At 73.8% G+C, this 25,038-nt stretch carries 25 protein-coding genes and 1 pseudogene; 13 read left to right on the top strand and 13 right to left on the bottom strand.

The genetic code is table 11. The annotated features are described in order from the left end of the window. Nucleotides 1–25 precede the first annotated feature (25 nt). Entirely contained in the window at nucleotides 26–760 is a 735-nt protein-coding gene (locus tag MRQ36_RS16495) for an HAD family hydrolase (RefSeq protein WP_242796559.1), read from the top strand. 14 nt (nucleotides 761–774) lie between these two features. Here MRQ36_RS16495 and MRQ36_RS16490 read toward each other — a convergent pair whose 3' ends face one another. Together MRQ36_RS16490 and MRQ36_RS16485 are read right to left on the bottom strand one after the other, a co-directional pair. Further along, nucleotides 775–1,308, bottom strand: coding sequence for a hypothetical protein (locus MRQ36_RS16490; RefSeq protein WP_242796558.1), 534 nt, complete (start codon nucleotides 1,306–1,308; stop codon nucleotides 775–777). An 86-nt stretch (nucleotides 1,309–1,394) separates the two neighbouring features. Beyond that, entirely contained in the window at nucleotides 1,395–2,264 is an 870-nt protein-coding gene (locus MRQ36_RS16485) for a PhzF family phenazine biosynthesis protein (protein WP_242796556.1), read from the bottom strand. A 33-nt stretch (nucleotides 2,265–2,297) separates the two neighbouring features. Here MRQ36_RS16485 and MRQ36_RS16480 point away from each other — a divergent pair, with 33 nt between their 5' ends. The 3 genes from MRQ36_RS16480 (at nucleotide 2,298) to MRQ36_RS16470 (ending at nucleotide 5,432) form a co-directional block, all read left to right on the top strand. Then, nucleotides 2,298–3,584, top strand: a complete 1,287-nt coding sequence (locus tag MRQ36_RS16480; protein ID WP_242796554.1) for a magnesium transporter MgtE N-terminal domain-containing protein — start codon at nucleotides 2,298–2,300, stop codon at nucleotides 3,582–3,584. Beyond that, nucleotides 3,577–4,179, top strand: a complete 603-nt coding sequence (locus tag MRQ36_RS16475) for a DUF1003 domain-containing protein (RefSeq protein ID WP_242796551.1) — start codon at nucleotides 3,577–3,579, stop codon at nucleotides 4,177–4,179. The genes MRQ36_RS16480 and MRQ36_RS16475 overlap by 8 nt, the downstream gene beginning before the upstream one ends. A gap of 104 nt (nucleotides 4,180–4,283) precedes the next feature. Beyond that, on the top strand, nucleotides 4,284–5,432 hold the full coding sequence (locus MRQ36_RS16470; protein ID WP_242796549.1) for an Mrp/NBP35 family ATP-binding protein: 1,149 nt from the start codon (nucleotides 4,284–4,286) through the stop codon (nucleotides 5,430–5,432). A 166-nt stretch (nucleotides 5,433–5,598) separates the two neighbouring features. Here the strand turns inward: MRQ36_RS16470 and MRQ36_RS16465 are convergent, their stop codons facing one another. Then, nucleotides 5,599–6,024 carry a preprotein translocase subunit TatB gene (locus MRQ36_RS16465; RefSeq protein ID WP_242796547.1) on the bottom strand — a complete coding sequence of 142 codons (426 nt, stop codon included), beginning with the start codon at nucleotides 6,022–6,024 and terminating at the stop codon, nucleotides 5,599–5,601. A gap of 72 nt (nucleotides 6,025–6,096) precedes the next feature. Then, nucleotides 6,097–7,405: pseudogene (locus MRQ36_RS16460) on the bottom strand (S1C family serine protease). A gap of 295 nt (nucleotides 7,406–7,700) precedes the next feature. Between MRQ36_RS16460 and MRQ36_RS16455 the strand changes: the two are divergent. Further along, nucleotides 7,701–8,321, top strand: a complete 621-nt coding sequence (locus MRQ36_RS16455) for an O-methyltransferase (protein WP_242796545.1) — start codon at nucleotides 7,701–7,703, stop codon at nucleotides 8,319–8,321. Nucleotides 8,322–8,364: 43 nt separating this feature from the next. Here the strand turns inward: MRQ36_RS16455 and MRQ36_RS16450 are convergent, their stop codons facing one another. Then, nucleotides 8,365–9,825 (bottom strand): M17 family metallopeptidase, encoded by a 1,461-nt coding sequence (locus MRQ36_RS16450; RefSeq protein ID WP_242796543.1) that lies wholly within the window; start codon nucleotides 9,823–9,825, stop codon nucleotides 8,365–8,367. A 142-nt stretch (nucleotides 9,826–9,967) separates the two neighbouring features. Then, the gene (locus tag MRQ36_RS16445; protein ID WP_007455245.1) at nucleotides 9,968–10,135 is read right to left on the bottom strand and encodes a DUF3117 domain-containing protein; all 168 of its coding nucleotides are present in this window, start codon (nucleotides 10,133–10,135) and stop codon (nucleotides 9,968–9,970) included. A 190-nt stretch (nucleotides 10,136–10,325) separates the two neighbouring features. On the opposite strand from MRQ36_RS16445, the gene MRQ36_RS16440 reads away from it, so the two are divergent. Further along, nucleotides 10,326–11,144: a PaaX family transcriptional regulator C-terminal domain-containing protein gene (locus MRQ36_RS16440; protein WP_242796541.1), complete on the top strand. Its 819-nt coding sequence runs from the start codon at nucleotides 10,326–10,328 to the stop codon at nucleotides 11,142–11,144. Nucleotides 11,145–11,148: 4 nt separating this feature from the next. Further along, nucleotides 11,149–11,940: an enoyl-CoA hydratase-related protein gene (locus MRQ36_RS16435; RefSeq protein WP_242796539.1), complete on the top strand. Its 792-nt coding sequence runs from the start codon at nucleotides 11,149–11,151 to the stop codon at nucleotides 11,938–11,940. 304 nt (nucleotides 11,941–12,244) lie between these two features. Here MRQ36_RS16435 and MRQ36_RS16430 read toward each other — a convergent pair whose 3' ends face one another. The 5 genes from MRQ36_RS16430 to MRQ36_RS16410 all read right to left on the bottom strand — a co-directional run bounded on the left by MRQ36_RS16430 (nucleotide 12,245) and on the right by MRQ36_RS16410 (nucleotide 15,681). Further along, the gene (locus MRQ36_RS16430; protein ID WP_242796537.1) at nucleotides 12,245–12,997 is read right to left on the bottom strand and encodes an SDR family NAD(P)-dependent oxidoreductase; all 753 of its coding nucleotides are present in this window, start codon (nucleotides 12,995–12,997) and stop codon (nucleotides 12,245–12,247) included. A 65-nt stretch (nucleotides 12,998–13,062) separates the two neighbouring features. Beyond that, on the bottom strand, nucleotides 13,063–13,686 hold the full coding sequence (locus MRQ36_RS16425) for a hypothetical protein (protein ID WP_242796535.1): 624 nt from the start codon (nucleotides 13,684–13,686) through the stop codon (nucleotides 13,063–13,065). Nucleotides 13,687–13,749: 63 nt separating this feature from the next. After that, the gene (locus MRQ36_RS16420; protein ID WP_308194874.1) at nucleotides 13,750–14,334 is read right to left on the bottom strand and encodes a DNA-3-methyladenine glycosylase I; all 585 of its coding nucleotides are present in this window, start codon (nucleotides 14,332–14,334) and stop codon (nucleotides 13,750–13,752) included. A 97-nt stretch (nucleotides 14,335–14,431) separates the two neighbouring features. Beyond that, nucleotides 14,432–14,929: an SRPBCC family protein gene (locus tag MRQ36_RS16415; protein WP_242796533.1), complete on the bottom strand. Its 498-nt coding sequence runs from the start codon at nucleotides 14,927–14,929 to the stop codon at nucleotides 14,432–14,434. After that, entirely contained in the window at nucleotides 14,926–15,681 is a 756-nt protein-coding gene (locus MRQ36_RS16410) for a DivIVA domain-containing protein (RefSeq protein ID WP_242796531.1), read from the bottom strand. Before MRQ36_RS16410 ends, MRQ36_RS16415 begins: the two co-directional genes overlap by 4 nt. Nucleotides 15,682–15,842: 161 nt before the next feature. On the opposite strand from MRQ36_RS16410, the gene folP reads away from it, so the two are divergent. After that, complete coding sequence (gene folP / locus MRQ36_RS16405; RefSeq protein WP_242796529.1) at nucleotides 15,843–16,712, top strand: dihydropteroate synthase; 870 nt, start codon at nucleotides 15,843–15,845, stop codon at nucleotides 16,710–16,712. 66 nt (nucleotides 16,713–16,778) lie between these two features. Here folP and ndhC read toward each other — a convergent pair whose 3' ends face one another. Further along, nucleotides 16,779–17,156, bottom strand: a complete 378-nt coding sequence (ndhC, locus tag MRQ36_RS16400) for an NADH-quinone oxidoreductase subunit A (protein WP_242796527.1) — start codon at nucleotides 17,154–17,156, stop codon at nucleotides 16,779–16,781. A 527-nt stretch (nucleotides 17,157–17,683) separates the two neighbouring features. Here ndhC and MRQ36_RS16395 point away from each other — a divergent pair. From MRQ36_RS16395 to MRQ36_RS16385, 3 genes are all read left to right on the top strand, one after another. Beyond that, on the top strand, nucleotides 17,684–18,745 hold the full coding sequence (locus tag MRQ36_RS16395) for a hypothetical protein (protein ID WP_242796525.1): 1,062 nt from the start codon (nucleotides 17,684–17,686) through the stop codon (nucleotides 18,743–18,745). Between the two features lie 402 nt (nucleotides 18,746–19,147). Next, a complete protein-coding gene (locus MRQ36_RS16390) occupies nucleotides 19,148–20,992 on the top strand; it encodes a 2-oxoacid:acceptor oxidoreductase subunit alpha (RefSeq protein WP_242796523.1) in 1,845 nt (614 codons plus the stop codon). After that, a complete protein-coding gene (locus MRQ36_RS16385; RefSeq protein ID WP_242796521.1) occupies nucleotides 20,985–22,019 on the top strand; it encodes a 2-oxoacid:ferredoxin oxidoreductase subunit beta in 1,035 nt (344 codons plus the stop codon). The genes MRQ36_RS16390 and MRQ36_RS16385 overlap by 8 nt, the downstream gene beginning before the upstream one ends. Before the next feature lie 231 nt (nucleotides 22,020–22,250). Here MRQ36_RS16385 and MRQ36_RS16380 read toward each other — a convergent pair whose 3' ends face one another. After that, complete coding sequence (locus tag MRQ36_RS16380; RefSeq protein WP_242796519.1) at nucleotides 22,251–23,267, bottom strand: TrkA family potassium uptake protein; 1,017 nt, start codon at nucleotides 23,265–23,267, stop codon at nucleotides 22,251–22,253. A 155-nt stretch (nucleotides 23,268–23,422) separates the two neighbouring features. Between MRQ36_RS16380 and MRQ36_RS16375 the strand changes: the two genes are divergently transcribed. After that, complete coding sequence (locus MRQ36_RS16375) at nucleotides 23,423–24,091, top strand: helix-turn-helix domain-containing protein (protein ID WP_242796516.1); 669 nt, start codon at nucleotides 23,423–23,425, stop codon at nucleotides 24,089–24,091. Between the two features lie 133 nt (nucleotides 24,092–24,224). Then, the gene (locus MRQ36_RS16370) at nucleotides 24,225–24,821 is read left to right on the top strand and encodes an ATP-dependent Clp protease proteolytic subunit (RefSeq protein WP_242796514.1); all 597 of its coding nucleotides are present in this window, start codon (nucleotides 24,225–24,227) and stop codon (nucleotides 24,819–24,821) included. Nucleotides 24,822–25,038 lie beyond the last annotated feature (217 nt).

Below are 25,038 nucleotides of genomic sequence, written 5' to 3'. Positions count from 1 at the left end.
CCTCGACGTCCGGAGGCGCTCCCCCATGCCCAGGTTCCAGGCCGTGCTCTTCGACTTCTTCGGCACGTTGACGCGTTCCGTCCAGCGCGGCCCGGCCCACCGGTCCACCGCCGAACTGCTCGGCTGCCCCGCCGACACCTTCACCGAGGTGCTCGACCGCACCTACTACCAGCGGGCCACCGGTGCGCTCGGCAACGCCGAGGCGACCCTGCGCTGGGTCTGCGCCCAGGCCGGCGTGCACCCGACCGACGGGGCGGTACGTGCCGCCGTCGCCTCCCGGCACCGGGCCGTCCGCGCGGACACCCGGCTGCGGGCCGAGGCGGTGCCGGTGCTGGCCGCGCTGCGCCAGCGGGGCGTACGCACCGGACTGATCAGCGACTGCACCCACGAGCTGCCGGCGTTCCTGCCGCAGCTGGCGGTCGCCCCGCTGCTCGACGTACGGGTCTTCTCGGTCCAGGTGGGCCGCTGCAAACCCGACCGCGCGCTCTATCTGACGGCGTGCCGGCTGTTGGGGCTGGACCCGGCGGACTGCCTCTACGTCGGTGACGGCGGCAGCCAGGAACTGACCGGCGCGGAGCGGGCCGGCCTGACGGCCGTCCGCCTGGTCGCCCCCGACCTGACCGAACACATGGTCTTCAACGCGGACCGCTCGTGGACCGGCCCGACCCTGCACTCCCTCACCGACCTCCTCGCCCTCGCCTCCGGCGAGAAGGAGGGGCCCCCTGTTAACGCCTCCGGTAGAGCAGGGGCCCCCTGTTAACACCTCGGGACGGGTCAGCGGCGGCGAACCTTGTGCAGCCGGAACGGCTTGCGGGTGGTGCGGACGACGGAAGCGTCCCGGGGCTCCTCGGCCTGCGAGTCGGCCGGCAGGTCGGCACCGGAGACCGGGGTGCCCGCCGGCGCCAGCCGGTTCAGCGCGCAGCCGTCGGCCGCCCACCGCTGCACCAGCTCGGCGCTGGGCCCGGGGGCGTTGAGCCGCTTCGCCGCGACCAGCGGGGCGGCAGCGTCCCACTCCTCGGTGCCGGGGCTCAGCCGGGTCACCCGGGCGGGCCAGCTGACGATCCGCCCACCGTGGTCACCGCGGAGGGTCACCTGCGCCTCGGTGGCATCGGCGAGGCCGGGGGCGGCCTGTTCGCCCGGCCCGGTCACCACCAGCAGCGTGCCGTCCGACGGCAGGCACCACAGCGCGTACGCCGGCCCGCCGGCCACCGCCACCCACGCGACGGCGGCCTTCTTCACCGCCTCGTCCACCAGCGGTGCGCTGACCCGCTCGTCCACCTCGTCGGTCACCCCGGCATCCTCCCGCATTCCCGACCGCGCGGGCGAGCCGACGGGCTGTTAAAAGGGGGCCCCTGCTCTACTGGAGGCGTTAACAGGGGGCCCCTCCTTACACCTCAGCCGATGAAGGGCGGGACGGTGATCTCGCCGCGGGCCACCGGCATGACGTGGCCGGACACGGTCGCGCCGACGACCGCGCCGTCGGCGGCGGTCACCGTGCAGGCCAGCAACGACGGGCGGTGGATCTCGACGCCCTGGTGGACCGTGTACGCGGAGTGCCCCTCGCCGGGCAGCAGCCCGCTGGCGACCAGCCACACACCGAGCCCGAGGGCGGCGGAACCGGTGGCCGGGTCCTCGGGCACCCCGAGCCCCGGCACGAAGACCCGGGCGTACGCGGTTTGCGTGGCGGGTTCCCAGGAGAAGACGCTGACGTGCTGCACGCCGTACCGCTCCCCGGCCGCCGGGTTCACCTTGGCGCGGGCCACCGCGTCCGGGTGCACGGGCAGGTAGGGGAACTCCAGTCCGCAGCCGGCCACCCGGGGTGCCGGGCCGGCGTGGTCGGCGGCGGTGAGACCGGCCAGCTCCAGCAGCGGCTCCGGGTCGAGTTCGGGGCCGAGGGTGGGCGGGCCGCCGGTCAGGGTGGCCCCGGTGGCGGTGACCTCGATCGGCAGCACCCCGGCACCGCACTCCTGAGTGACGTTCCCCACATCGAACAGCCCGCGCCGGCCGGCGGTGACCGCCGCCCCCACGCTCGGGTGCCCGGCGAACGGCACCTCCTCGGCCGGCGTGAAGATCCGTGCCCGGTATGTCGCGCCGACCTGGGTGGGTGGCAGCACGAACACCGTCTCGGAGAGGTTGAACTCCCGCGCGAGCGCCTGCATCTGCTCGGTGGCGAGCCCTTCCGCGCCGAACACCACGGCCAGCGGGTTGCCGGCGAACGGGCGGTCGGTGAAGACGTCCACGATCTCGTAGGCCAAGGTCGACATGTTGATAAACAGTAGGCGCTTAGGCTGGTCGGCGTGAGTACGCCGAACCGGGTCTACATAGCCAGGCTCGCCGGAGTCGCCGTCTTCGACCCGAACGGTGACCAGGTGGGTCGGGTCCGTGACGCGGTGGCGCGGCTGCGGCCCACCCAACGCCCACCGGAGGTGGTGGGGTTGGTCGCCGAGATGCCGATGCGACGGCGGATCTTCCTCTCCATCAACCGGATCACCTCCATCGAACCGGACGCGGTCGTGCTCGGCAGCGGAACCCTCAATCTGCGCCGGTTCGAGAAGCGCCCCAACGAGCTGCTGGTGCTCCAGGAACTGCTGGACCGGCGGGTGCAGCTCGACCCGGGTGGGCAGCCCGGCGCGGTGGTCGACGTGGCGATGGAGTGCAGCCGGGGCGGCGAGTGGTCGCTGAGCCGGGTCGCGGTCCGCGAGCAGACCGGCCGGCTGACCCGCCGCGGCCACCTGCACCAGGTCGAGTGGGACCGGGTGCGCGGGCTCAGCGGCATCGCCGACAACCGGGGTACGGCGAACCTGCTGGCCGTACTGGAGGACATGCGCCCCGCCGACCTGGCGAACGCCCTCCAGGACCTGCCCGACGCCCGGCGCAACGAGGTCGCCGCGGCCCTGGACGACGAGCGCCTCGCCGACGTGCTGAGCGAGCTGCCCGAGCACGACCAGGTGGAGATCCTGGCCGCGCTGGACCGGGAACGCGCCGCCGACATCCTGGAGGAGATGGACCCGGACGACGCCGCCGACCTGCTCAACGAGCTGCCCCCGCCGGAGCAGGACGTGCTGCTCGACCTCATGGAGCCGAACGAGGCCGACCCGGTCCGGCAGCTGCTGCGCTACGCCTCCGGCACCGCGGGCAGCGTGATGACCTCCGAGCCGGTCATCATGCCCCCGGACGCCACGGTGGCGGAGGCGCTGGCCCGGATCCGCGAGGAGCAGCTCTCCCCCGCGGTGGCCGCCCAGGTCTTCGTCACCCGCGCCCCGATGACCACCCCGACCGGCCGCTACCTGGGCATGGTGCACTTCCAGCGACTGCTCCGCGAGCCGCCGGCCGACCTGCTCGGCGGGGTCGTGGTCAACGACATCGACCCGCTCCGACCGGCCACCCCGCTGCCGGAGATCACCCGCCGGATGGCCACGTACGACCTGGTCGCCATGCCGGTGGTGGACCGCAGCAACCGGCTGGTCGGCGCGGTGACCGTGGACGACGTGCTGGACCATTCGCTGCCGCGCGACTGGCGGGACCGGGACGCCCTGGCCGGCCCGTCCGCCGCCGACGAGACCATGGACGGCGCGGATGGCTGACCAGCGACGGGCCGAGCGGCTGGACCAGCCGCGCGAGCCCCGGGGCGTCAAGCTGCCCCGGTTCGATCCGGAGGCGTTCGGGCGCTGGTCCGAGGGGATCGCCCGGGGCATGGGTACGGCGAACTTCATCGTCTACATGACGGTGGTGATCAGCGCCTGGTTCCTCTGGAACACCCTGGCCCCGCCGGACCTGCGCTTCGACCCGTACACCTTCACGTTCCTGACCCTGGTCCTCTCCCTGCAGGCGTCCTACGCGGCCCCGCTGATCCTGCTCGCGCAGAACCGGCAGGCGGACCGGGACCGGGTGTCGCTGGAGGAGGACCGGCGGCGGGCGACCATGCAGAAGGCCGACACGGAATACCTCGCCCGGGAGATCGCCGCGCTGCGGATCGCGATGGGCGAGGTGGCCACCCGGGACTTCCTCCGCTCGGAGCTGGCCCGGCTCGCGGAGGAGCTGGACGAGGCGGCGCAGCGCCGGCAGCGGTTGGAGCGCCGGCAGCAGGAGCGGGCCGCCCGTGGCGGCGCGGAGCCGCTCGACGAGCCCCGCGACGAGCTGGACGGCGACTTCGTCCGCGACGACCGCGTCGAGAGCTGACCGGAGCGGCGGCGGCGTCCGCACCCCTCGCCCGGCCCATCGATTCGCTCACACCGGGCCGGTCAGCGGCGTTCGCCGATCACCGCCGACGTAGCATTGCCCGCATGTCCGCACCTGTCAGCACCGTCTCCGACGCGATCCAGGCCGCGCTGGCCACCGTCAACGACCCGGAGATCCGTCGGCCCATCACCGAGCTGGGCATGGTCCGCTCCGCCGAGTTCGGCGACGACGGCGTGGTCCGGGTGGAGCTGCTGCTCACCGTGGCCGGCTGCCCGCTGAAGGACAAGCTGCGCAGCGACATCACCGCCGCGGTGGCCGCGGTGCCCGGGGTGACCGGCGTCGAGATCGAGTTCGGCGTGATGAGCCCCGAGCAGCGCCAGGAACTCCAGTCGAAGCTGCGCGGCGGCGGCGCCTCCCAGGAGCCGGTGATCCCGTTCGCCCAGCCCGGCTCCCGCACCCGGGTCTACGCGGTCGCCAGCGGCAAGGGCGGCGTCGGCAAGTCCAGCGTCACGGTCAACCTGGCCGCCGCGCTGGCCGCCCGCGGCCTCTCCGTCGGTGTGGTCGACGCGGACATCTACGGTCACTCGGTGCCCCGGATGCTCGGCGCGGACGGCGCCCCCACCCGGGTCGAGGACATGATCATGCCGCCGCAGGCGCACGGCGTGAAGGTGATCTCGATCGGCATGTTCACCCCGGGCAACGCCGCCGTGGTGTGGCGCGGCCCGATGCTGCACCGGGCGTTGCAGCAGTTCCTCGCCGACGTCTACTGGGGCGACCTGGACGTGCTCCTGCTCGACCTGCCGCCGGGCACCGGCGACATCGCCATCTCGGTGGCCCAGCTGCTGCCCAACGCGGAGATCCTGGTGGTCACCACCCCGCAGGCCGCCGCCGCCGAGGTGGCCGAGCGAGCTGGCGCGATCGCCCTGCAGACCCACCAGCGGGTGGTCGGCGTCATCGAGAACATGTCCTGGCTGGAGCTGCCGGACGGCTCCCGGATGGAGGTCTTCGGCGCGGGTGGCGGCGCGGCCGTCTCCGAGTCGCTGAGCCGGACGATCGGCGCGCAGGTGCCGGTGCTGGGGCAGATCCCGCTCGACACCCGGGTGCGCGAGGGCGGCGACGCCGGCACCCCGGTCGTGCTCTCCGACCCGGACGCCCCCGCCGCGAAGGCCCTCTACCAGGTCGCCGACCGCCTCGCCGTACGCCGCGAGTCCCTCCTGGGCAAGCCCCTCGGCCTCAAGCCCGCCGGCCGCTGACCCCTCCCCCGGCCGGGCCCGCACCCCGCGCCCCGCGCTCCGCGGTCAAGATCCGCACAGTTTCACGGAAAGAGTGGCCTCCCCGCGCCGGGAGGCCACTCTTTCCGTGTTTCAGTGCTTTCCACGCCGCGCGGGGCGGGGCCCACGCCGCGCGGGTGGGGGTGGGTCAGGTGGCGTCGTCGTAGCTGGGGCGGGGGGCGGGGGCCGGGGCGGTGCCGCCGGTGGCCGTCGCGGGGCGGGACCCGTTGGTACGCAGGTCGGCCGCGTTGGCGACGTCCTTCAGCTCGTTGTGCACGCCGGTGACGTCCGCCCGGAGGTTGTCGTACATGCCCTGCAGCGGCTTCCGGATGGCCTGCTCGTCCTCCTCGCTGAGCAGGTGCTTCCGGATGAACGCCTTCGGGTGCAGGTCCTCCAGTTGGATGTCCGTACCCAGTTCACGGCTCAGGTCGCCGGTCGCGTTGCGGGCCATGTTGCGAAGGTTGCGGACCATCCGGAGACCGTCGTTGATCACGGTGGGCAGCCGGTCCCCGAAGATCAGCAGCGCCAGGAGCAGCAGCGCCCCGATCTCCCACCAGTTCAGGTTGTCCAGCACTCCGGCCTCCTCGTGGCTGTCAGAGCAAGACTACGCACGTGGGAGGGGGCACCGGGAGGGGGTGACCGGTGCTCACTTCGCGTCCGCGGCGAGGGTCACCGAGGCGTTCTGCCGGCTCGATCCCCGCCGGTACTCCACGGTCACCACCGAGCCGGGCGCGTACTTGCGGACCAGGGCGACCAGGTCGGTGGGCTCGGTCAGCGGGTGCCCGTCGAGACGCAGCACCACGTCGCCGGTCTTCAACCCGGCCGCCGCCGCCGGGCCGGACGGCTCCACGGCGTTGAGTCGTACGCCGGTGCCGGCCGTGGTGCCGAGGCCGCCCACCTGGGCGCCGAACACCGTACGGCGGGCCTTGCCGGTGCCGATGATGTCCTGGGTCACCCGCTTGGCCTGGTTGATCGGGATGGCGAAGGCGAGCCCGATGTTGCCGGCCTCCTGCCCGTCGGCGACCAGCGACTTGATCGTCGAGTTCACCCCGACGACCCGACCGGCCGCGTCGACCAGCGGGCCGCCGGAGTTGCCGTGGTTGACCGCGGCGTCGGTCTGGATGGCCGCGTAGTAGCGGGTCGGGCCGCCCGGCTCGCCGGCCTGCATGGTCCGGTCCAGGGCGCTGACGATGCCGGCGGTGACCGTGTTGGCCAGCGAGAGCGGCGAGCCCATGGCGAGCACCGGGTCGCCCACGGCGAGCGCGTCCGAGTCGCCGAACTCCACCGGCTTGAGCCCGGCGCGGGACACCTTGATCACCGCGATGTCGGACTCCGGGTCCTGCCCGACCACGTTGGCCGGGGCGGTGCTGCCGTCGTTGAAGACCACGGTGGCCTTGCCGGTGCCGCCGGCCACCACGTGGTCGTTGGTGATGACGTGCCCGTCGCCGCTGACGATGAAGCCGGAACCCTCGCTGGTGCCGCCGAGGCTCGCCACCCGGACGGTGACCACGCTGGGCAGGACCCGCTCGGCGACCCCGGCCAGGGACTCCGGCTTTCGCTGGGCGAGCGCGGGGGCCTCGGCGGGACGGGCGCCGAGCACGGTGGTGCCGCCACCGCCGCGCAGGAAGGCGTACGTCAGGGCGCTGCCGAGCGATCCGGCGAGCAGCGCGGTGATCAGCGAGACCAGCACCACCTGCCGCAGTGAGGGGCGGCCGGCCGCGTCCGGGTCGCTGACCGGCTCGGGTTCGGCACCGCCACCGGGGGCCACCGGCACCACCACGGCGGCGGGCGCGTCGGGGTCCCGCCACGGGTCGGCGAGCGCGTCGGACCACCAGGGCGAGGCGGTCGTCCTGGTTGGCGCCCTGCGGCGAGCCCGTCGGCGGCGTTCCGGGCGCCGGCCCGCCCGCCGGTCCCGGGGTCCCGCCGGGCCGGCGCCAGTCCCAGCCGTCGGTCACGTCGGTGCCTCCCAGTCGCATCCCGCATCCCGCGCCGCGATCGGCCACCGCGTCACCGGGATACCGTCCAGGATTGCACGGATACCCGGGAGGGGGTCAGCGGTTGCGGGCCGTGATCCACGACGGGTCGGCCTCGCGGCTGCGCGCGTCGGGGCTCGGCTCTACGCTCATAGCGCCAACCCGCCCCTCGCTTCGACCACTCCAGCCCGGCGCGTCCGACGCCGCGCCGCGAGCGGTCGGCACTGACGCCGCCCGGAGGTGTCCCATCGCCACGGTCGCCAGTTCCGGCAACCCGATGGCCCAGGCCCTGCAGTTCGCCGAGTCGTACGTCACCGAGGACCTCGTGCTGAGGACCGCCCGCAGCCTGGCCCGGGAGGTGGGTGTCGACGCGGTGACGCCGGGGGCCGGCGCGGCCCTGCGCCTGCTCGCCGCCGCCGGGAACGCCCGTGCGGTGGTGGAGATCGGCACCGGCACCGGCGTCAGCGGCGTCTGGCTGCTGCGCGGGATGCGCGCCGACGGGGTGCTCACCACGATCGACGTGGAGGTGGAGCACCAGCGGATCGCCCGGCGGATCTTCGTCGAGGCGGGCTTCGCGTCGGGGCGTACCCGGATCATCACCGGCCGGGCCCTCGACGTGCTGCCGCGGCTCGCGGACGGCGCCTACGACCTGGTCTTCGTCGACGCCGAGGCGACCGGTTTCACCGCCTGCGTGGACGCCGCGCTGCGGCTGCTGCGGCCGGGCGGGGTGCTGGCGCTCAACGGCGCGCTGGCGGCCGGGCGGATCGGCGACCCGGCCGCCCGGGACGTCGAGACGGTCACCGTCCGGGAGGCGATCAAGGCGATCCGCGAGTCGGAGCACTGGATCCCCGCGCTCCTCCCGGTGGGGCACGGCCTGCTCGCCGCAGTGAAGTGCTGACCGGTCCGACCCGCGCCGCCGGGCGCGCGGTCGGACCGGACCGTCACAGCGTGGTCAGCCAGCGCAGCAGTCCGCGTACGCCCCAGCCGGTGGCACCCCGGGTCAGCTCGGCGTCGTCACCGTCGGCCCACGACGGGGCGGACATGTCGACGTGCACCCAGCGGTCCCGCAGGTCGCCGGTGAACTCCCGCAGATAGAGCGCGGCGGTCACCGAGCCCGCACCCGCAGCGGGGCTGCTGTGCAGGTCGGCCAGCTCGCTGCCGAGGTGTTCGACGTAGTCCGCCGGCAGCGGCATCCGCCAGGCGTGCTCGCCGGCCGCCTCGACGGCGTCGAGCAGGTCGGTGGCGAGCTGGTCGTTCTCGCTGTAGAGCGCGCCGTGCCGCTTGCCCAGCGCGACCGCGTTCGCGCCGGTCAGGGTGGCCAGGTCGATCAGTACGTCGGGCCGGAGCTGCTGCACCGCGTACGCCATGGCGTCGGCGAGCACCAGCCGTCCCTCCGCGTCGGAGTTGGTGGTCTCGCTGGTCAGACCGCCGTAGTGGCGGATGACGTCGCCGGGGCGGAACGCCGACCCGCTGAGCATGTTCTCCGCCAGCGGGGCCAGCGTGGTGATCCGCACCGGCAGCCGCAGCGCGGCGGCGCCCAGGGTCGCGGCGACCACGGCGGCGGCGCCGGCCATGTCCTTGCGCATCAGCTTCATCGCCGCCAACGGCTTGATCGAGATGCCGCCGGTGTCGAAGGTGATCCCCTTGCCGACGAGCACCACGTGGGTACGCGCGTCGGCGGGACGCCAGTCCAGCTCCACGAGGCGGGGGCCGCTGGCCGAGCCACGGCCGACCGCCACGATGCCGCCGAAACCCTCGGCCACGAGCTCGTCGGGCTCGCGTACCCGCAGGTGCAGGTCGGGCCGGTCGGCGACGGCGGTCGCCACCTGCTCGGCGAACCACTGCGGGTTCTTCACCGAGGAGGGCATGTTGGTGAGGTCGCGGGCCAGCCGGGTCATCTCGGCGGTGGTCCGGGCCGCGGCCAGGACGGGAGCGAGCGCGTCCGGGTCGTCCACCACGACGTCCACCTCGGCCAGCGCCGGCGGGTCGCCCGCGTCGGTCAGCCGGAACCGGTAGGAGGCCAGCAGCAGCCCCTCGACCAGACCGCGCAGCGCCGCCGCCGGCGCGGCCGGCAGCATCAGGGTGACATGTGTCTCATCCTTGGCGGCTCGCGCCAGCGCGGCACCCGCCGCCCGCCAGTTCGGCTCGTCGGCCGCCCCGGCACCGAGCAGCAGCAACCGCAGCGGACTGCCACCGGGTCGCAGGTGCTCGCGTACGTCACCGGCCCGGCCGGTGAGCCGGGTCGCCGGGAGCAGGGCGGTCGCCTCGGCCCGCACCTCGTCCGCGGCGGCCGGCACGGTCGGCAGCAGTTCGGCCGGGACGTCCCCGTCCTCGGCGGGACGGATGGGCAGGACGAGGGTGTCGAGCCGGTCGGGCTCGCTCAGCAGACGGATGGCCAGCACGCGGGACCGTACCTCCAGAAAGGTCTCGAAGCGGCGCAGGTCTGTGCTCCCGACGCCGGTGAAGACCCTGAGCCACCGGCGGGGCCGGTGGCTCAGGGCAGGACGAACTGCCGCGCGGCGCGCCGCGCGGACCGCTCCTCGATCAGCCGGCGGCTGCCTTCAACGCGTCACCCAGGGCATTGGCCTCGTCGGGAGTCATCTCGACGACGAGCCGGCCACCACCCTCCAGCGGGACCCGCATCACGATGCCCCGGCCCTCCTTGGTGACTTCCAGCGGACCGTCGCCCGTCCGCGGCTTCATCGCCGCCATGTTGTCTCCCCTCAGACCTACACCAGGGTCGGTGGGTTGCCCCACAGCCACTTCGCCATGACCACCCGCAGCCATCGCGGGAGTGTCGACCAACGATTTTCCCTGATGAACACCGCCGGACCCAAACCGAAGCAGCATTGATGTAACAGCACCTAGCTTATCTTGGATAGGCCTGTCACAATGTGCGGTCATGCAGGCACGGTCGGCACTCTTCGACCTGTACGGCGACCACCTCCGGGCGAGAGGTGGCCGCGCACCGGTCGCCGCCCTGGTCAAGCTGCTGGCACCGCTCGGGATCGCACCACCGGCCGTACGCACCGCGGTCTCCCGGATGGTCCGCCAGGGCTGGCTGGACCCGCTCCGGTTGGCCTCCGGACCGGGATATTCGATCACACCGAAAGCGGCGCGGCGACTCGACGAGGCGGCCGCCCGGATCTATCGCACGGGCCGGATCAGCTGGGACGGCCGCTTCGACCTCCTGGTGCTGGAGGCGCCCACGTCCCGCCGGGACCGCCAGCGGCTCGCCGCCAACCTGACCTTCCTCGGCTACGGCACCCTCGACGACTGCACCTGGGTCGCCACCCGGCCCGGTGAGGACGTCGACGTCCTGCTCGCCGAGGCCGGGGTGCGCTATGAACGCTTCACCGCCGCGCACGCCGCCGGCACGCCGGGCGCGATGGGGGTGGTCCGCCGGGCCTGGGACCTCGCCGAGATCGGCCGGGCGTACGAGCGCTTCGTCGCCGAGCAGAAGCCGCTGCTGGCCGGGGTGACCGTGCGCAGCGACGACGAGGAGGCGTACGCGGCCCGGTTCCGGCTGGTGCACGCGTGGCGTACCTTCCTGTTCCGGGACCCGCAGTTGCCGCCGGCGCTGCTCCCGGAGCGCTGGCCGGGCACCAGCGCGGCCAGTTTCTTCGACCGGCACGCCGCCCGGCTCCGGCCGGCCGCCGACCGGTACGTCGAGCAGTGCCTCGACGCCAGCCACCGCCTCGCCCGACAGAAGGGTCGTTAGACACGTGACCGAGCCGCTGCTCGTCGACCGCACCGACGCCGTCGTCACCCTGACGCTGAACCGCCCGACGGCGATGAACTCGTTCGACGTGGCGCTCAAGGAGGCGCTCCGCGACGTCCTGGCCGAGCTGGAGACCGACCGGTCCTGCCGGGCCGTGGTGCTGGCCGGCGCGGGCGGCTCGTTCAGCGCCGGGCAGGACCTGCGCGAGCACGTACGGACCCTGGAGTCCGCCGGCGGGCCCCCGCTGGACACGGTCCGGGCCCACTACAACCCGATCGCCGCCCGGCTGGCCAACCTGCCCAAGCCGGTCGTCGCCGCGGTCCAGGGCATGGCCGCTGGGGCGGGCGCCTCGCTGGCCTTCCTGGCCGACTTCCGAATCGGTGGGCCGAAGACCCGCTTCCTGATGGCCTTCGCCGGGGTAGGGCTCGCCGCCGACACCGGCGCCTCCTGGACGCTGCCCCGGCTGGTCGGCCACGCCAAGGCCGTCGAGCTGCTGATGCTCGCCGAGCCGGTGGCCGCCGACGAGGCGTGCCGGCTGGGCCTGCTGACCAGGCTGGTGGACGACGACGAGCAGGTGCTGCCGACCGCGCAGGAGCTGGCCGCCCGGCTGGCTGCCGGCCCGACCGTCGCGTACGGGGCGATCAAGCGGCAGCTCTCCATCGCCGACGCCGGCACGCTCGCCGACGCCCTGGCCGCCGAGGCGCAGGCCCAGGCGATCTGCGGCGCGACCGCCGACCACCGCGCCGCCACGGCGGCCTTCGTCAACAAGCAGAAGCCCACCTTCGAAGGCCGCTGACCCCCACCGCCCGGCGCCTGGCGCCTGCCAAGATCCGCACTCTTTCCGGGAAAGTGTGGTTGTTCCACGCCGGATGGCCACACTTTCTCGGAAAGAGTGGCCGCCGCGGTGCGGGCGGCGGGCGCGGGCGGCGCAGCACGGCGAGGCGGGGCGGCGCGGGGCGGCACGGCACGCGGCGAGGCGGCACGGCGTTACGCGGCACGGCACGAGGCGGGGCCCCACAGCACAGGACGGGGCGCACAGCGCGGGCGAGGCGGCACGGCGTGGCGTGGGGCGGGCGCGGCGCGGGCGCGTGGGTGAGGCGTCAGCGGGCGACGTAGCCGCCGTCGATGGGGATGGTGTGGCCGGTGATCCAGGCGGCGTCGTCCGAGGCGAGGAAGGCGACCACGCCGGCCACGTCGTCCGGGGTGGGGATGCCGGGCTTGGGGTTGAACGACTCCATCTGCCGCCGCATCTGCGCGGGGTCGGGCGCGGTGTCGATGAAGTGCTCGACCAGCGGGGTCATCACCACCGTGGGGGCGACCGCGTTGACCCGGACGTTGCGGGCCGCGTACTCGATCGCCGCCGACCGGGTCAGGCCGACGATGCCGGCCTTGGTGAAGGTGTACGGGGAGATGTTCTCCTGGGCGGCCAGCGCGGTGGTGGACGAGGTGTTGACGACCGACCCGCCGCCGCCGTGCAGCAGCGCCTCGATGCCGTACTTGAGGACGAAGAAGACGCCGTCGCCGTTGATCCGGCGGACCCGCTCCCAGTTCTCCACGTCCATCTCGTGCAGCGGCTGCTGCTGCCCGTCGATGCCGGCGTTGTTGAAGATCACGTCGAGCCGGCCGTACCGCTGCATGGCGTCGGCGATGCCCTGCTCGACGGAGACGGCCTCGCCGGTGTCCACGGTCACCGCGTACGCGTCGGGCAGCCCGGCGGCCACCTGCTCCGCGCCCTCGGTGTTGATGTCCGCGATCACCACCCTCGCGCCCTCGGAGGCGAACCGCCGGGCGGCCGCCGCGCCGAGCCCGGACGCCCCGCCGGTGACGAACGCGACCTTGTCCTGGAACCGCATCGGACCCCCTCGCGCGGCCGGCCCGCGCCGGCCCTCCCCGGCACCGTAACCCGGCCGGTGGGGCGTCAGTCGTCCTCTTCGGGATCCTGGTTGGCCTCCGCGCCCAGCACGAACGCCTGCATGGCCAGTTCGTCGCCGGACGGCGAGACGAACGCCGGGAGTTCGCGCGGGCCCAGCTCCTGCACGTACGACCAGAAGATCCCGACCGCCTCGGCCGGCGAGGCCGCCTCGATCGGCAGGTCCAGGCTGACCAGCCAGGTGCGGCGGGCCGGCGGCGGGCCGAGCCGGTCGGCCAGCTCCCGCCAGGCGGCCACGTCGAGCGCGGTCACCGGCCCGCGTAGGGCCGGCGAGTCGACCGGCACCGGCCGGTCGAAGGCCCGCCGGGTGTACGTCACCACCAGCGTCCCCGGCCCCGCCTCGGACTGCGGGTCGTCGGGGTCCTCCCGGGTCTCCCCGGTGGCTGCCGCGACCCGGCCCAGCGCCACCAGCCGGGGCGGGGCGTCGACCAGCACCGCGACCGGCTCCCCGGTACGGGGACGGGCGGCACCGTCGAGGCCGGTCAGCTCCAGGGTGTCGTGGTGCACCAGCCGCTCGGCGTCGTACCGCTCGGCGGGCAGCAGCACCGCCCACGCGCCGGTCCCGCTGCCGCCGTCGGTCGTCCCGGTGGCCCGCTGCTCGGTGTCGGTCATGTCCCAATCCCATCACGCCGCCCGGGTGCCGGTCCGGCCACGTCGGCCGTCGGTCGGCCCGTGTCACGCGCCGGGTGCCTCCCGGGCCACGTGGCAGCCGGCGAGGTGGTCGTCGACCATCCCGGTTGCCTGCATCAGGGCGTACGCGGTGGTGGGGCCGACGAAGCGGAAGCCGCGCTTCTTGAGCGCCTTGGCCATCGCGGTGGACTCGGGCGTCAGCGCCGGCACCTGCGCGAACGACTCCGGTCGGGCGGCCCGGGGCGCCGGCGCGTACGACCACAGCAGCGCGGAGAGGCCATCGGGCAGTTCCAGTGCGGCGCGGGCGTTGGCCACGGCCGCCTCGATCTTGGCGCGGTTGCGGACGATCCCCGCGTCGGCCAGCAGCCGGGCCACCTCCGCCTCGCCGTAGCCGGCGACCTGCTCGATGCGGAACTCGTCGAAGGCGAGCCGGAACGCGGGCCGTTTGCGCAGGATGGTCAGCCACGACAGCCCGGACTGGAACGCCTCCAGGGTGAGTCGCTCGTAGAGCGCGTCGTCGCCGTGCAGCGGCCGGCCCCACTCCCGGTCGTGATAGACGGCGTAGTCCGGGGTGCTCGATCCCCAGGCGCAGCGGGGCAGCCCGTCCGGGCCGGTAACCAGGTCACTCACGGCGTACACGGTAGGCGGGCCCACCGACAGCGACCTGCGGCGGCCCGCGGCCCGGGCGGTCCGGGGCCGCCGACCCGCCGGACCGGCGGTCCGCCCGTCAGGGCAGCCGGCCCTGCTCCACCAGGCGGGCGAACTTCTTCAGCGCCTGGGTCAGGCTGAACTTGGAGCCGGGCCAGAGCACCGGCCAGGCGACCCGACCGGCGGACCCGCCGGGCAGGTGGAACCACTCGTGCCAGACCACCTGGGTCCGGTCCCGTTCCATCGGGGTGCAGCGCAGTACCCCCGGGCCGCGCAGCAGCTTGCCGCAGTGCACCACACCGACCTCGTACGGGGCGTCGACCCGGACCACCCGCATCTCGTCGCGGAGCACCGCCGGGCCGAGCGCGGTGACCGCCTCGACCAGGCTGCCCTCGCCGCCGTCGCCCTCGACCACCCGGACCGTGGTGAACGGGATCCAGTCGGACTGGCGCTCCCAGGCGGTCAGCGCGGCGAAGACCCGCTCGGCGGGCGCGTTCACGATCACGGTCGCGGTGATCTCGCCGGCCCCGGGCTGGGCCGCCTCGGCGAAGCCGTCGGTGTCCCGCGGCCGGGTCACGCCGACTCCGATCGCACCACCGGGCCGCGGTCCCGCTCGCCGTCGTCCGCACCGGGGGCGTCCGCACCGGGGGCGTCCGCACCGGCGTCCACCCGCTCCGGACCGGTCACGTCCGGGCCGGGCGCGGCGGCGGTGGGCGGGGTCAGAGCGTCGTCGGGCTCGGTGGGGGCGGTGGGGTCGGTCGGCGGGCGCAGCGCCACGACCTCCCCGTCGCGGCTCAGCCCGGTTGCCGGCGCGGTGGCCGGGACGGACTCCGGGGCAGCCGAACCGTCGACGGCAGAAGTGTCCTCGGCGGCGGAGTGCTGCACCGCTGCGGAGTCGTCAACCGCAGGGGATTCGTCCGCCGTAGGGGGTTCGTCCGCGACGGGCGGGACGGCCATGCCGGTCCCGGTGCCGGCGGACTCCTCCCGGGCCCGGCGCAACGCGTCGGCCTCCGCCGTACGGCCCTCGCGGAGCGCGGCGACCTCCGCCTCCAGCACGCCGATCAGTTCGGACTTGTAGCCGATGTCGTAGGCCGTCCGGCGCATCGCCTGGTCGACCTGCGCCATTCGGTAGCCGCGCACGGCGGTGTCGAAGCGGACCTCGGCGACGTCGGCCTCGCGCAACGGCCGGCTGCCGGGCAGCGGGACGGCCCGGCCGTCCCGCTCGGCCGGCGCCAGGCCGGGATCCCGCCCGGAGACCAGCACGGTCACGCCGAACACCACCGCTGCGACGGTGAGCGCGACGGCCAAGAGGAGAAGAACCTCACCCATGGGGAGATCGTGGCACGCGGGCGGGCCCCGGGCGACCCCTCCGCGCCCTCCGATCATCAATCGCAACCCGGCGGACCGACCCGGCCGGCCGGCGGCGGACCGGCTAGCGTCGGGGGCGGCCGACGGTACGGGCGGCGGCCGGCGGAGACCAGGAGGCGGACATGACCGGGGCGCTGCGGCTCGGCGGGCGGACCTTCGCCCCCGGTGACCTGGTGGTGATGGCGATCGTCAACCGGACGCCGGACTCGTTCTTCGACCGGGGCGCCACCTACGCGGCGGACAGCGCGCTGCGGGCGGTGGAGCGCGCGGTGACCGAGGGCGCGGAGATCATCGACATCGGTGGGGTGAAGGCCGGCCCGGGCGACGAGGTCGACGTGGCCGAGGAGATCCGCCGGACGGTGGACACCATCGCGGCGGTCCGGGCGGCCTTCCCGGAGGTGGTCATCTCGATCGACACCTGGCGGGCCGAGGTGGCGGTGGAGGCGGTCGCGGCGGGCGCGGACCTGCTCAACGACACCTGGTCCGGGGCGGATCCCGCGCTGGCCCGGGTGGCCGCGCGGACCGGGGCGGGGTTGGTCTGCTCGCACGCCGGTGGGCTCAGCCCGCGTACCCGGCCGCACCGGGCCGCCTTCGACGACGTGGTGGCCGACGTGGTGACGACGGTGACCGGGCTCGCCGAACGCGCGGTCTCCCTCGGCGTACGGGCCGACGGCATCCTGATCGACCCGGCGCACGACTTCGGCAAGAACACCCGCCACTCGCTGGAGATCACCCGCCGGTTGGCGGAGCTCGCCGGCACCGGGTGGCCGCTGCTGGTGGCCCTGTCGAACAAGGACTTCATCGGTGAGACGCTCGACCTGCCGGTGCCGGAACGGCTGGAGGGCACCCTCGCGGCGACCGCGGTGTCGGCGTGGCTGGGTGCCCGGGTGTTCCGCGCCCACCAGGTGCTGCCGACCCGACGGGTGCTGGACATGGTCGCCTCGATCCGCGGCGACCGGCCACCCGCCGCCACCCGCCGGGGCCTGGCCTGAGCCGGGCCTGGCGAGTCGGACCGCCGGAGCCGGGGCTCCCGGGTCCGGCCCGCTGAGCCGGGCCGCTCAGGTCCAGCGGAGGATGTTCTTCCGCCAGGCGTAGAGGATGCCGAGCGCCACCACGGCGACGAAGACGCCCATCTCCACCACGGTCGTCACCCCGAACCCGGGCCGGTCGAAGACCAGCGCCCAGGGGAAGAGGAAGACCGCCTCGACCGCGAAGAGCACGTACAGGTAGGCGTAGACGTAGTAGCGGATCTGCATCTGCGCCCAGTCGCCGCCGACGGGGTCGAGACCGCACTCATAGCTGGCCCGCTTGCCCCAGGGATCAGCCGGACGGCCGGGACGTAACATCCGGTTGGCCGAGAACGCCGTAACGAAGAAGAGCACGCTGGCAACCAGAAGGAGACCGAGCGTGGCGTACGAGCCGAGGTAACCGGTCACGGTGGGTCAGCCTACCGGGCCGCTCGTCGCGCCGGGTCGAACACGTTACGGATTTGTTTCCTCCCCGGACTAGTGCCTTCGGGCAACTGTTACCGAATAATGAAGTCTCACTCAGTGTCACGGAGGATAGATGGCCCGCCCCCGCGTACGCCCGGCCCGGCGGGTTTCCGCCCCTCGCACCTCCGTACTGCTCGCCGCAGCGCTGTCGGTCGGACTGGCGGCGGCGGTCGCGGTGGCACCGGGGTGGGCGACCGCGTCACCCACGGTGACCGGGGCGGTGGCCGCGGTGAACGACCCGCCCGTCGATCCCGACGCCGATCCGGCCGACCCCACCCCCACCGGGGACCCGACCACGACGGCCCCGGCGCCGACCTCCGCGCCGCCCACCGAGAGCGCACCCCCCGGAGACCACGGCGCCCCCGCCCCCGCCGCCCCCGCCGACGACGGGACCGGCGCCGGTCCCGACCACCACCGCGCCCGCCAACCCGGCGCCGACCACCACCGCACCGGCACCTCCGCCCGCGCCGGTGCCGCCGCCGCCCGCCCCGGCCCCGCCGACGGTCCCGCCGGCCGCGCCCGGCCAGCCCGTCGGCCACCTCGGCGTGCAGGTGACCACCGAGGACGTCGCGCTCACCCCGGCCTACTGGAACGCCGACAGCACGGTCACCACCCTGCGGGTGACCGTCACGAACACCGGCACCGCGCCGGAGCTGGTCCGGCTCGGCTACACGCTGCCGGCCGGGCTGACCGACGCCGGCACGCCGGGCTGCGCCGCGGCGGGCGGCGGCGCCTACCGGTGCGGCGAGTGGGCGACCGCGCCGGGTGCCCGGTTCAGCAGCACCGTCCAGGTACGCGTGAGCGGCACCGCGTGGCGGGCCATGCCGCTCAGCGGCTCGGTCGAGGTGACCGCCACCGCCCCCGGGGTCAGCGGCTCGACCGCCGACAACGAGGGCTTCGCGGTGCTCTTCCCGCCCGGCCCCCCGGTGCCGGGCATCTCGCTCCGCGCCGACGAGGTGGCCTTCGACATCGGCGGCGGCCCGAGCACCCTGGCCGTACGCCTGACCAACACCGGCGCGGTGGACGCCGCCGGCCGGGTCGAAGTGGTCCTGCCGAACGGGGTGACCGTCCCGGGCCTGCCGGCCGGCTGCGTCGGCGTGACGGCGACCCGGACCCGGTGCGACGTCGGCCAGGTGCCGGCCGGCCGGACCGCCGACCTGCGACTGCCCGTCTCCGCGACCCCCGAGGCACAGCGGATGGCTCCGCTCTCCGGCGCGGTGGTCGGTCGGTTGGACCCGCGCAGCGGCCGGGCCCGCCAGATGCAGATGAGCTTCAAGATCACTGCGGCGGCGGCCGGGGCGACCCCGGTGGCCACGCCGGTCCCGACCGGGTCGCAGGGTGTGCTGGTCGCCGCCGGGCAGGGTGGGGATGACTCCGACGGACTCACCTCGGTGCAGCGGACGGCGATCACCCTGATCGCGGTCTCCGGGTTGCTGGTCGTGCTCGCCCTGGCGCTGGCCACCACCTCGCTGCGCCGCCGGATGAGCGGGTCGACCCCCGACCCGACCCCGACACCCACCGGCACCGAGTGACGCGTCGATCTCCCAACGTGCGGTGATCTGGGTTACGGCTGGTGGTACTAAACGCCCGAAAGCCGGGCATACACCCGCCCGATCGGGTCCCACACGTCGGACCTCCACTAAGGCGGCCCTAACGGCGCGACGTAGGCTCTGACGTGAGGAACGGAGCAAGCCGGGCCACCTGTGGGCGGACCGGCACGGCGTCGCGTCAAGGAGGTCACGTGGCCGGGCAAGGCTGGGTCGCCATCATGTTCAGCCGCCCCTGCGTCGGCGCGGAACGAAGCGAGGTGCAGGCGTGAGCGCGAGGAGTGAGCCGGTTCTGCGAGCCCCGCAGTCGCGAACTCCAGTCAGTTCGGTGAGCGCGAGGAGTGAGCCGGTTCTGCGAGCCCCGCAGGCGCGAACGAAGGTGGCACAGTGACCAAGCAGATCCGCCAACTGGACCGGGTGGTCATCCGGTTCGCCGGCGACTCCGGGGACGGCATGCAGCTGACCGGGGACCGGTTCACGTCGGAGACGGCGCAGCTGGGCAACGACATCTCCACGTTGCCGAACTTCCCGGCGGAGATCCGGGCACCCGCCGGCACCCTGCCGGGTGTGTCGAGCTTCCAGGTGCACTTCGCCGACTACGACATCCTGACCCCCGGCGACGCGCCGAACGTGCTGGTGGCGATGAACCCGGCGGCGCTGAAGGCCAACCTGGCCGACCTGCCGCGCGGGGCCGACATCATCGTCAACACCGACGAGTTCACCCGGCGCAACCTGGCCAAGGTGGGTTACGCGACCAGTCCGCTGGACGACGACTCGCTCGCCGGTTACGTGGTGCACCCGGTGGCGCTGACCTCGATGACGGTCGGCGCGCTGGCCGAGCAGGACGTGTCCAAGAAGGACGCCGAACGGGCCAAGAACATGTTCGCCCTCGGCCTGCTGTCCTGGATGTACTCCCGGCCGTACGAGTCCACGCTGCGGTTCCTGGAGCGCAAGTTCGCCGCCCGGCCGGAGCTGGTCGCGGCGAACGTGGCCGCCTTCCGGGCCGGCTGGAACTTCGGCGAGACCACCGAGAACTTCTCCGTCCGGTACGAGGTGAAACCGGCCAAGATGCTGCCGGGCACCTACCGGAACATCACCGGCAACGCGGCGCTGTCGCTGGGTCTGGTGGCCGCCGGGGTCCGCTCCGGCCTGCCGGTGTTCCTCGGGGCCTATCCGATCACCCCGGCGTCGGACATCCTGCACGAGCTGAGCAAGCACAAGCGGTTCGGTGTCGTCACCATGCAGGCCGAGGACGAGATCGCTGCGGTCGGCGCGGCGCTGGGCGCCTCCTACGGCGGCGCACTCGGCGTCACCACCACCAGCGGTCCCGGCGTGGCGCTCAAGAGCGAGACCATCTCGCTGGCGGTGGCCCTGGAGCTGCCGCTGGTCGTGGTGGACGTGCAGCGGGCCGGGCCCTCGACGGGCATGCCGACCAAGACCGAGCAGGCCGACCTGAACATGGCGCTGCACGGCCGGCACGGCGAGGCCCCGGTCGCGGTGATCGCGCCGAAGTCGCCGTCGGACTGCTTCCACGCGGCCCTGGAGGCGGCGCGGATCGCGCTGACCTACCGCACCCCGGTCATCCTGCTGTCGGACAACTACGTCGCCAACGGTTCCGAGCCGTGGCTGCTGCCCGACGTGGAGAGCCTGCCCGACCTGCGGGTGGAGTTCGCCACCGAGCCCAACGGCGAGGACGGCACCTTCCTGCCCTACCTGCGGGACCCGCAGACCCTGGCCCGACCGTGGGCCGTCCCGGGCACCCCCGGGCTGGAGCACCGCATCGGTGGCCTGGAGAAGGCCGACAAGACCGGTGACATCTCGTACGACCCGGCGAACCACGACTTCATGGTGCGGACCCGGGCGGCCCGGATCGAGACGATCCCGGTGCCGGACGTCGAGGTGGAGGACCCGGACGGCACCGCCCGGGTGCTGGTGCTCGGCTGGGGCTCCACGTACGGGCCGATCGGTGCGGCCTGCCGGGGGCTGCGCCAGCGCGGGCTCGCCGTCGCCCAGGCGCACCTGCGCCACCTCTCGCCGATGCCGGCCAACCTCGGCGAGGTGCTGCGGGCGTACGACCGGGTGGTCGTCCCGGAGATGAACCTCGGCCAGCTCGCCCAGGTGATCCGGGCGAAGTACCTGGTGGACGCGATCGGCTACAACCAGGTCCGCGGTCTGCCGTTCACGGCCGTCGAGCTGGAGACGATGCTGGAAGAGGTCCTGAAGAATGTCTGAGCCCGTCACCCTCAAGCTCACCGCCAAGGACTTCAAGTCCGACCAGGAGGTGCGCTGGTGCCCCGGCTGCGGCGACTACGCGATCCTCGCCGCCGTGCAGCAGTTCATGCCGGAGCTGAACATCCCGCGCGAGAACATCGTCTTCGTCTCCGGGATCGGCTGCTCGTCGCGCTTCCCGTACTACATGAACACGTACGGGATGCACTCGATCCACGGTCGCGCCCCGGCGATCGCCACCGGCCTGTCGGTGTCCCGGCCGGACCTGTCGGTCTGGGTGGTCACCGGTGACGGTGACGCGCTCTCCATCGGCGGCAACCACCTGATCCACGCGCTGCGCCGCAACGTCAACCTGAAGATCCTGCTCTTCAACAACCGGATCTACGGCCTGACCAAGGGTCAGTACTCCCCGACCTCCGAGGTCGGCAAGATCACCAAGTCGACCCCGGTCGGTTCGGCGGACGCCCCGTTCAACCCGCTGTCGCTGGCGCTCGGCGCGGAGGCCACCTTCGTCGGCCGGACCATCGACTCGGACCGCAAGCACCTCCAGTCGGTGCTGCGGGCCGCCGCCGAGCACCAGGGTTCGGCGTTCGTGGAGATCTACCAGAACTGCAACATCTTCAACGACGGCGCGTTCGAGCAGCTCAAGGAGCCGGGCACCCGGGACGACTTCCTGATCCGGCTGGAGCACGGGCAGCCGATCACGTTCGGCAAGGACGGGCAGTTCTGCGTCGTCCACCCGCCGGGCGGCTTCGGCCTGGAGGTCCGGGAGACCGCCTCGGTACGCCCCGAGGAGATCGTCGTGCACGACGCGACGGTCGCCGACCCGGCGTACGCGTTCGCACTGTCCCGGCTGCCCGGCCTCGACCTGCGGAACACCCCGATCGGCGTGTTCCGCTCGGTCGACCGCCCGTCGTACGACAGCGTGGTGCAGGAGCAGGTCGCCACGGCCCGGGCCAGCGTCACCGAGACCCCCGAGCAGCAGCTCGCCGCCCTCCTGTCCAGCGGCGACACCTGGCGGATCAGCTGACCCGCCCCTGACCGCCGACGACCCACCCGCCAAGATCAACGCACGTTGACACCAGACCGCACGCGCCGAGATCCACGCACTTTCACGGAAAGAGTGGTCATTCCCCGGGGAATGACCACTCTTTCCGTGAAAGTGGACCCCGTGCGGGCGGCGCGCGGCGCGGGACCCGTGCGGGCGGCGCGCGGCGCGGGACCCGTGCGGGCGGCGGGCGGCGCGGGGGTGGCGGGCGGGTCAGGGGGCGGTCGTCGTTGACTGGGGGCGGTCGTCGCGGACGTGGACGAGCATGTCGCCGGTCTCGATGACCGCGCCGGCGCGGTCGTTGAGGGCGACCACCTTGCCCCGGCGGACCAGGGCGATGACCAGCGACTCCAGCTCGCGCGGGGAGCGACCGACCTCGTCGCGTTCGGCGGAACGCATCGCCAGCGCCATGCCCTGCCCGGGGGTGAGCAGATCCTCCACCACGTCGATCAGCGGCGGGGCGGAGGTGGAGAGGCCGAGCAGCCGGCCGGCGGTGGCCGAGGAGACGATGACGTGGTGCGCGCCGCTCTGCTTGAGCAGGGGGGCGTTCTCCGCCTCGCGTACCGCCGCGATGATCCGGACCTGGCCGGCGGTGAGCTGCCGGACGGTGAGCGCCACCAGCACCGAGGCGTCGTCGCTGTCGGTCGCGATGATCACCGACTTGGCGGTCCGCACGTGGGCCTGCTCCAGCACCGCCGACCGGGTCGCCGAGCCCTCGATGGCGACCAGCCCGGCCGAGGTGGCCTGGCGCAGGGCGGTGCCGCTGCGCTCCACCACCACGATCCGCGACTTGTCCAGGCCGTTCTCCAGCAGGGCGGAGACCGCGCTGCGGCCCTTCGTGCCGTAGCCGCAGATGATGACGTGGTCCTTCACGGTTCTCCTCCACCGCGACAGGCGACGGCCGGTCCGGTACTGCTCGGTCAGGACTTCCAGGGTGGTGCCGACCAGGATGATCAGGAAGAGCACCCGGGCCGGGGTGATGAACAGGACGTTGACCAGGCGGGCCGACTGGGCGAACGGGGTGATGTCGCCGTATCCGGTGGTCGAGAGGGTGACCACCGCGTAGTAGGCGCAGTCGAGCAGGGTCAGCCCGTTCTCGTCGACGTCCCGGTAGCCGTCCCGGTCGAGGTAGACCACCAGGACGGTGAGCAGGACCAGTCCGAGGGCGGCGGCCAGGCGCAGACTCAACGCGCTGAGCGGGCCACGCCGCTGGGCCGGAAAGTGGATCACCGCGGGACCTGTCCCGACCTCGCCGTCGCCTGCACGAGCACAACATAGCCGTTGGTGGAGATTCCGCACGCCCGGGTGGCGCAGCGGGTCGGTGGGCGGGACGGTCAGCGGGCATGATGGGGGTGTCCCGGGACGCCGACCGCGAGGAGGCCCGCATGTCGTTGCTGCGACGGGTGATCGGCGGAGTGCTGCGCCGGGTCCGACTGCGGCAGGGCCGCACGCTCCGCGAGGTCGCCGCGGCGGCCGGGGTCTCGCTGCCCTACCTGTCCGAGGTCGAACGCGGGCGCAAGGAGGCCTCCTCCGAAATCCTGGCGGCGATCTGCCGGGCGCTCGGCATCCATCTCTCCGACCTGCTCGAGGAGGCCCGCGACGAGCTGCGCCGGGTCGAACGGCGGGTTCCCGCCGGCTCCGTGTCGACCGTCCGCGCGGACCGGGTGCCGGTCGCCCGGGGCGACACCGCCGGCCCCCGCCTGCGGATCGGCTTCCACCCCGACGGCGCGCTGCCGCCCGTCGACGTGGCACCGGCCCGGGGCACCGGACACCTGCTGGACCTCGCCCGCGAGGTGCGGCACCTGGCGGGCCCGGGCGACGCGGCGCGACACCGCAGCGGCACGGCGGGGCACCACATCGGCACGGCCCCGCTGGACGGGCACGTCGTGCTCGCGGGCGGCCCAGGTGGCTTCCTCGGCACGACCGTGGGCGGGGCGGGCCTGCGGGTGCGGCTGATCGCCTCCGTGCCGACCGTCCGCCGCCGTCCGCGTACCTCGGGAGCGCTGGCAAGGCGACGGGCCCGGGCGGGCCGACGGCGCGCGACCGCCGCGTAGGCCGCGCGGTTCTGCCCACGGCCGATCTGCGGCGGGCAGAATCGCTGGGCCGGGCCGCCGGGCCGGCGCAGGCTGGAAACCGCCGGTTCCCCGGGCGGTGGATCGCCCGCCGGCCGCGTGGAAGGCGGTCATGATGATCGGGTACGACATCCGGATGCTGGACGGCGGGCAGCCGTCCTTCGGCGACCAGGTCTTCGAACGGCTGCTCCGGGAGCGGATCATCTTCCTCGGCACCGAGGTCACCGACGCCTCGGCGAACCAGATCTGTGCGCAGATCCTGCTGCTGGCCGCCGAGGACCCGGACCGGGACATCTACCTCTACATCAACTCACCGGGCGGCTCGGTCAGCGCCGGCATGGCCGTCTACGACACCATGCGCTACGTGAAGAACGACGTGGGCACCCTGGCGCTGGGGTTCGCCGGCTCGATGGGGCAGTTCCTGCTCTCCGGGGGCGCGGCCGGCAAGCGCTTCGCGCTCCCCCACTCGCGGATCATGATGCACCAGCCGTCCGGCGGGATGGGTGGCACCGCCGCGGACATCACCATCCAGGCGGAGAACATGCTGCACGTGAAGCGCACCATGCAGGAGTTGATCGCCGAGCACAGCGGGCGCACGCTGGACGAGATCCAGCGTGACTGGGACCGGGACCGCTGGTTCACCGCCGAGCAGGCCCGCGACTACGGCCTGATCGACCGGGTGCTCAGCCGCGCGGAGCAGTTGCCGGTCTGACGCCCGGGGCCTGCCGGCCGGCACGGGGGCGGCCGGCGGGTTCCCCGCCGGCCGCCGATATGGTGTCGGATCGATCCCGCAGCGCTGTCCGGACATCGACGACGGCCGGTGCCGGACCCGCCCCCTCGTTCGTGTCCGGTGCCCGGCGGCCGTGAGGAACCGGTCATCGAGACAGGACGGAGCCTATGACCGGCTACCCGATCCGGCACGGGTCGAC

Source organism: Micromonospora sp. R77 (genome assembly GCF_022747945.1).
Lineage (GTDB): Bacteria > Actinomycetota > Actinomycetes > Mycobacteriales > Micromonosporaceae > Micromonospora.
The sequence above is the reverse complement of the archived record's forward strand: the minus strand, read 5'-3'. Positions and strand labels throughout refer to the sequence as shown.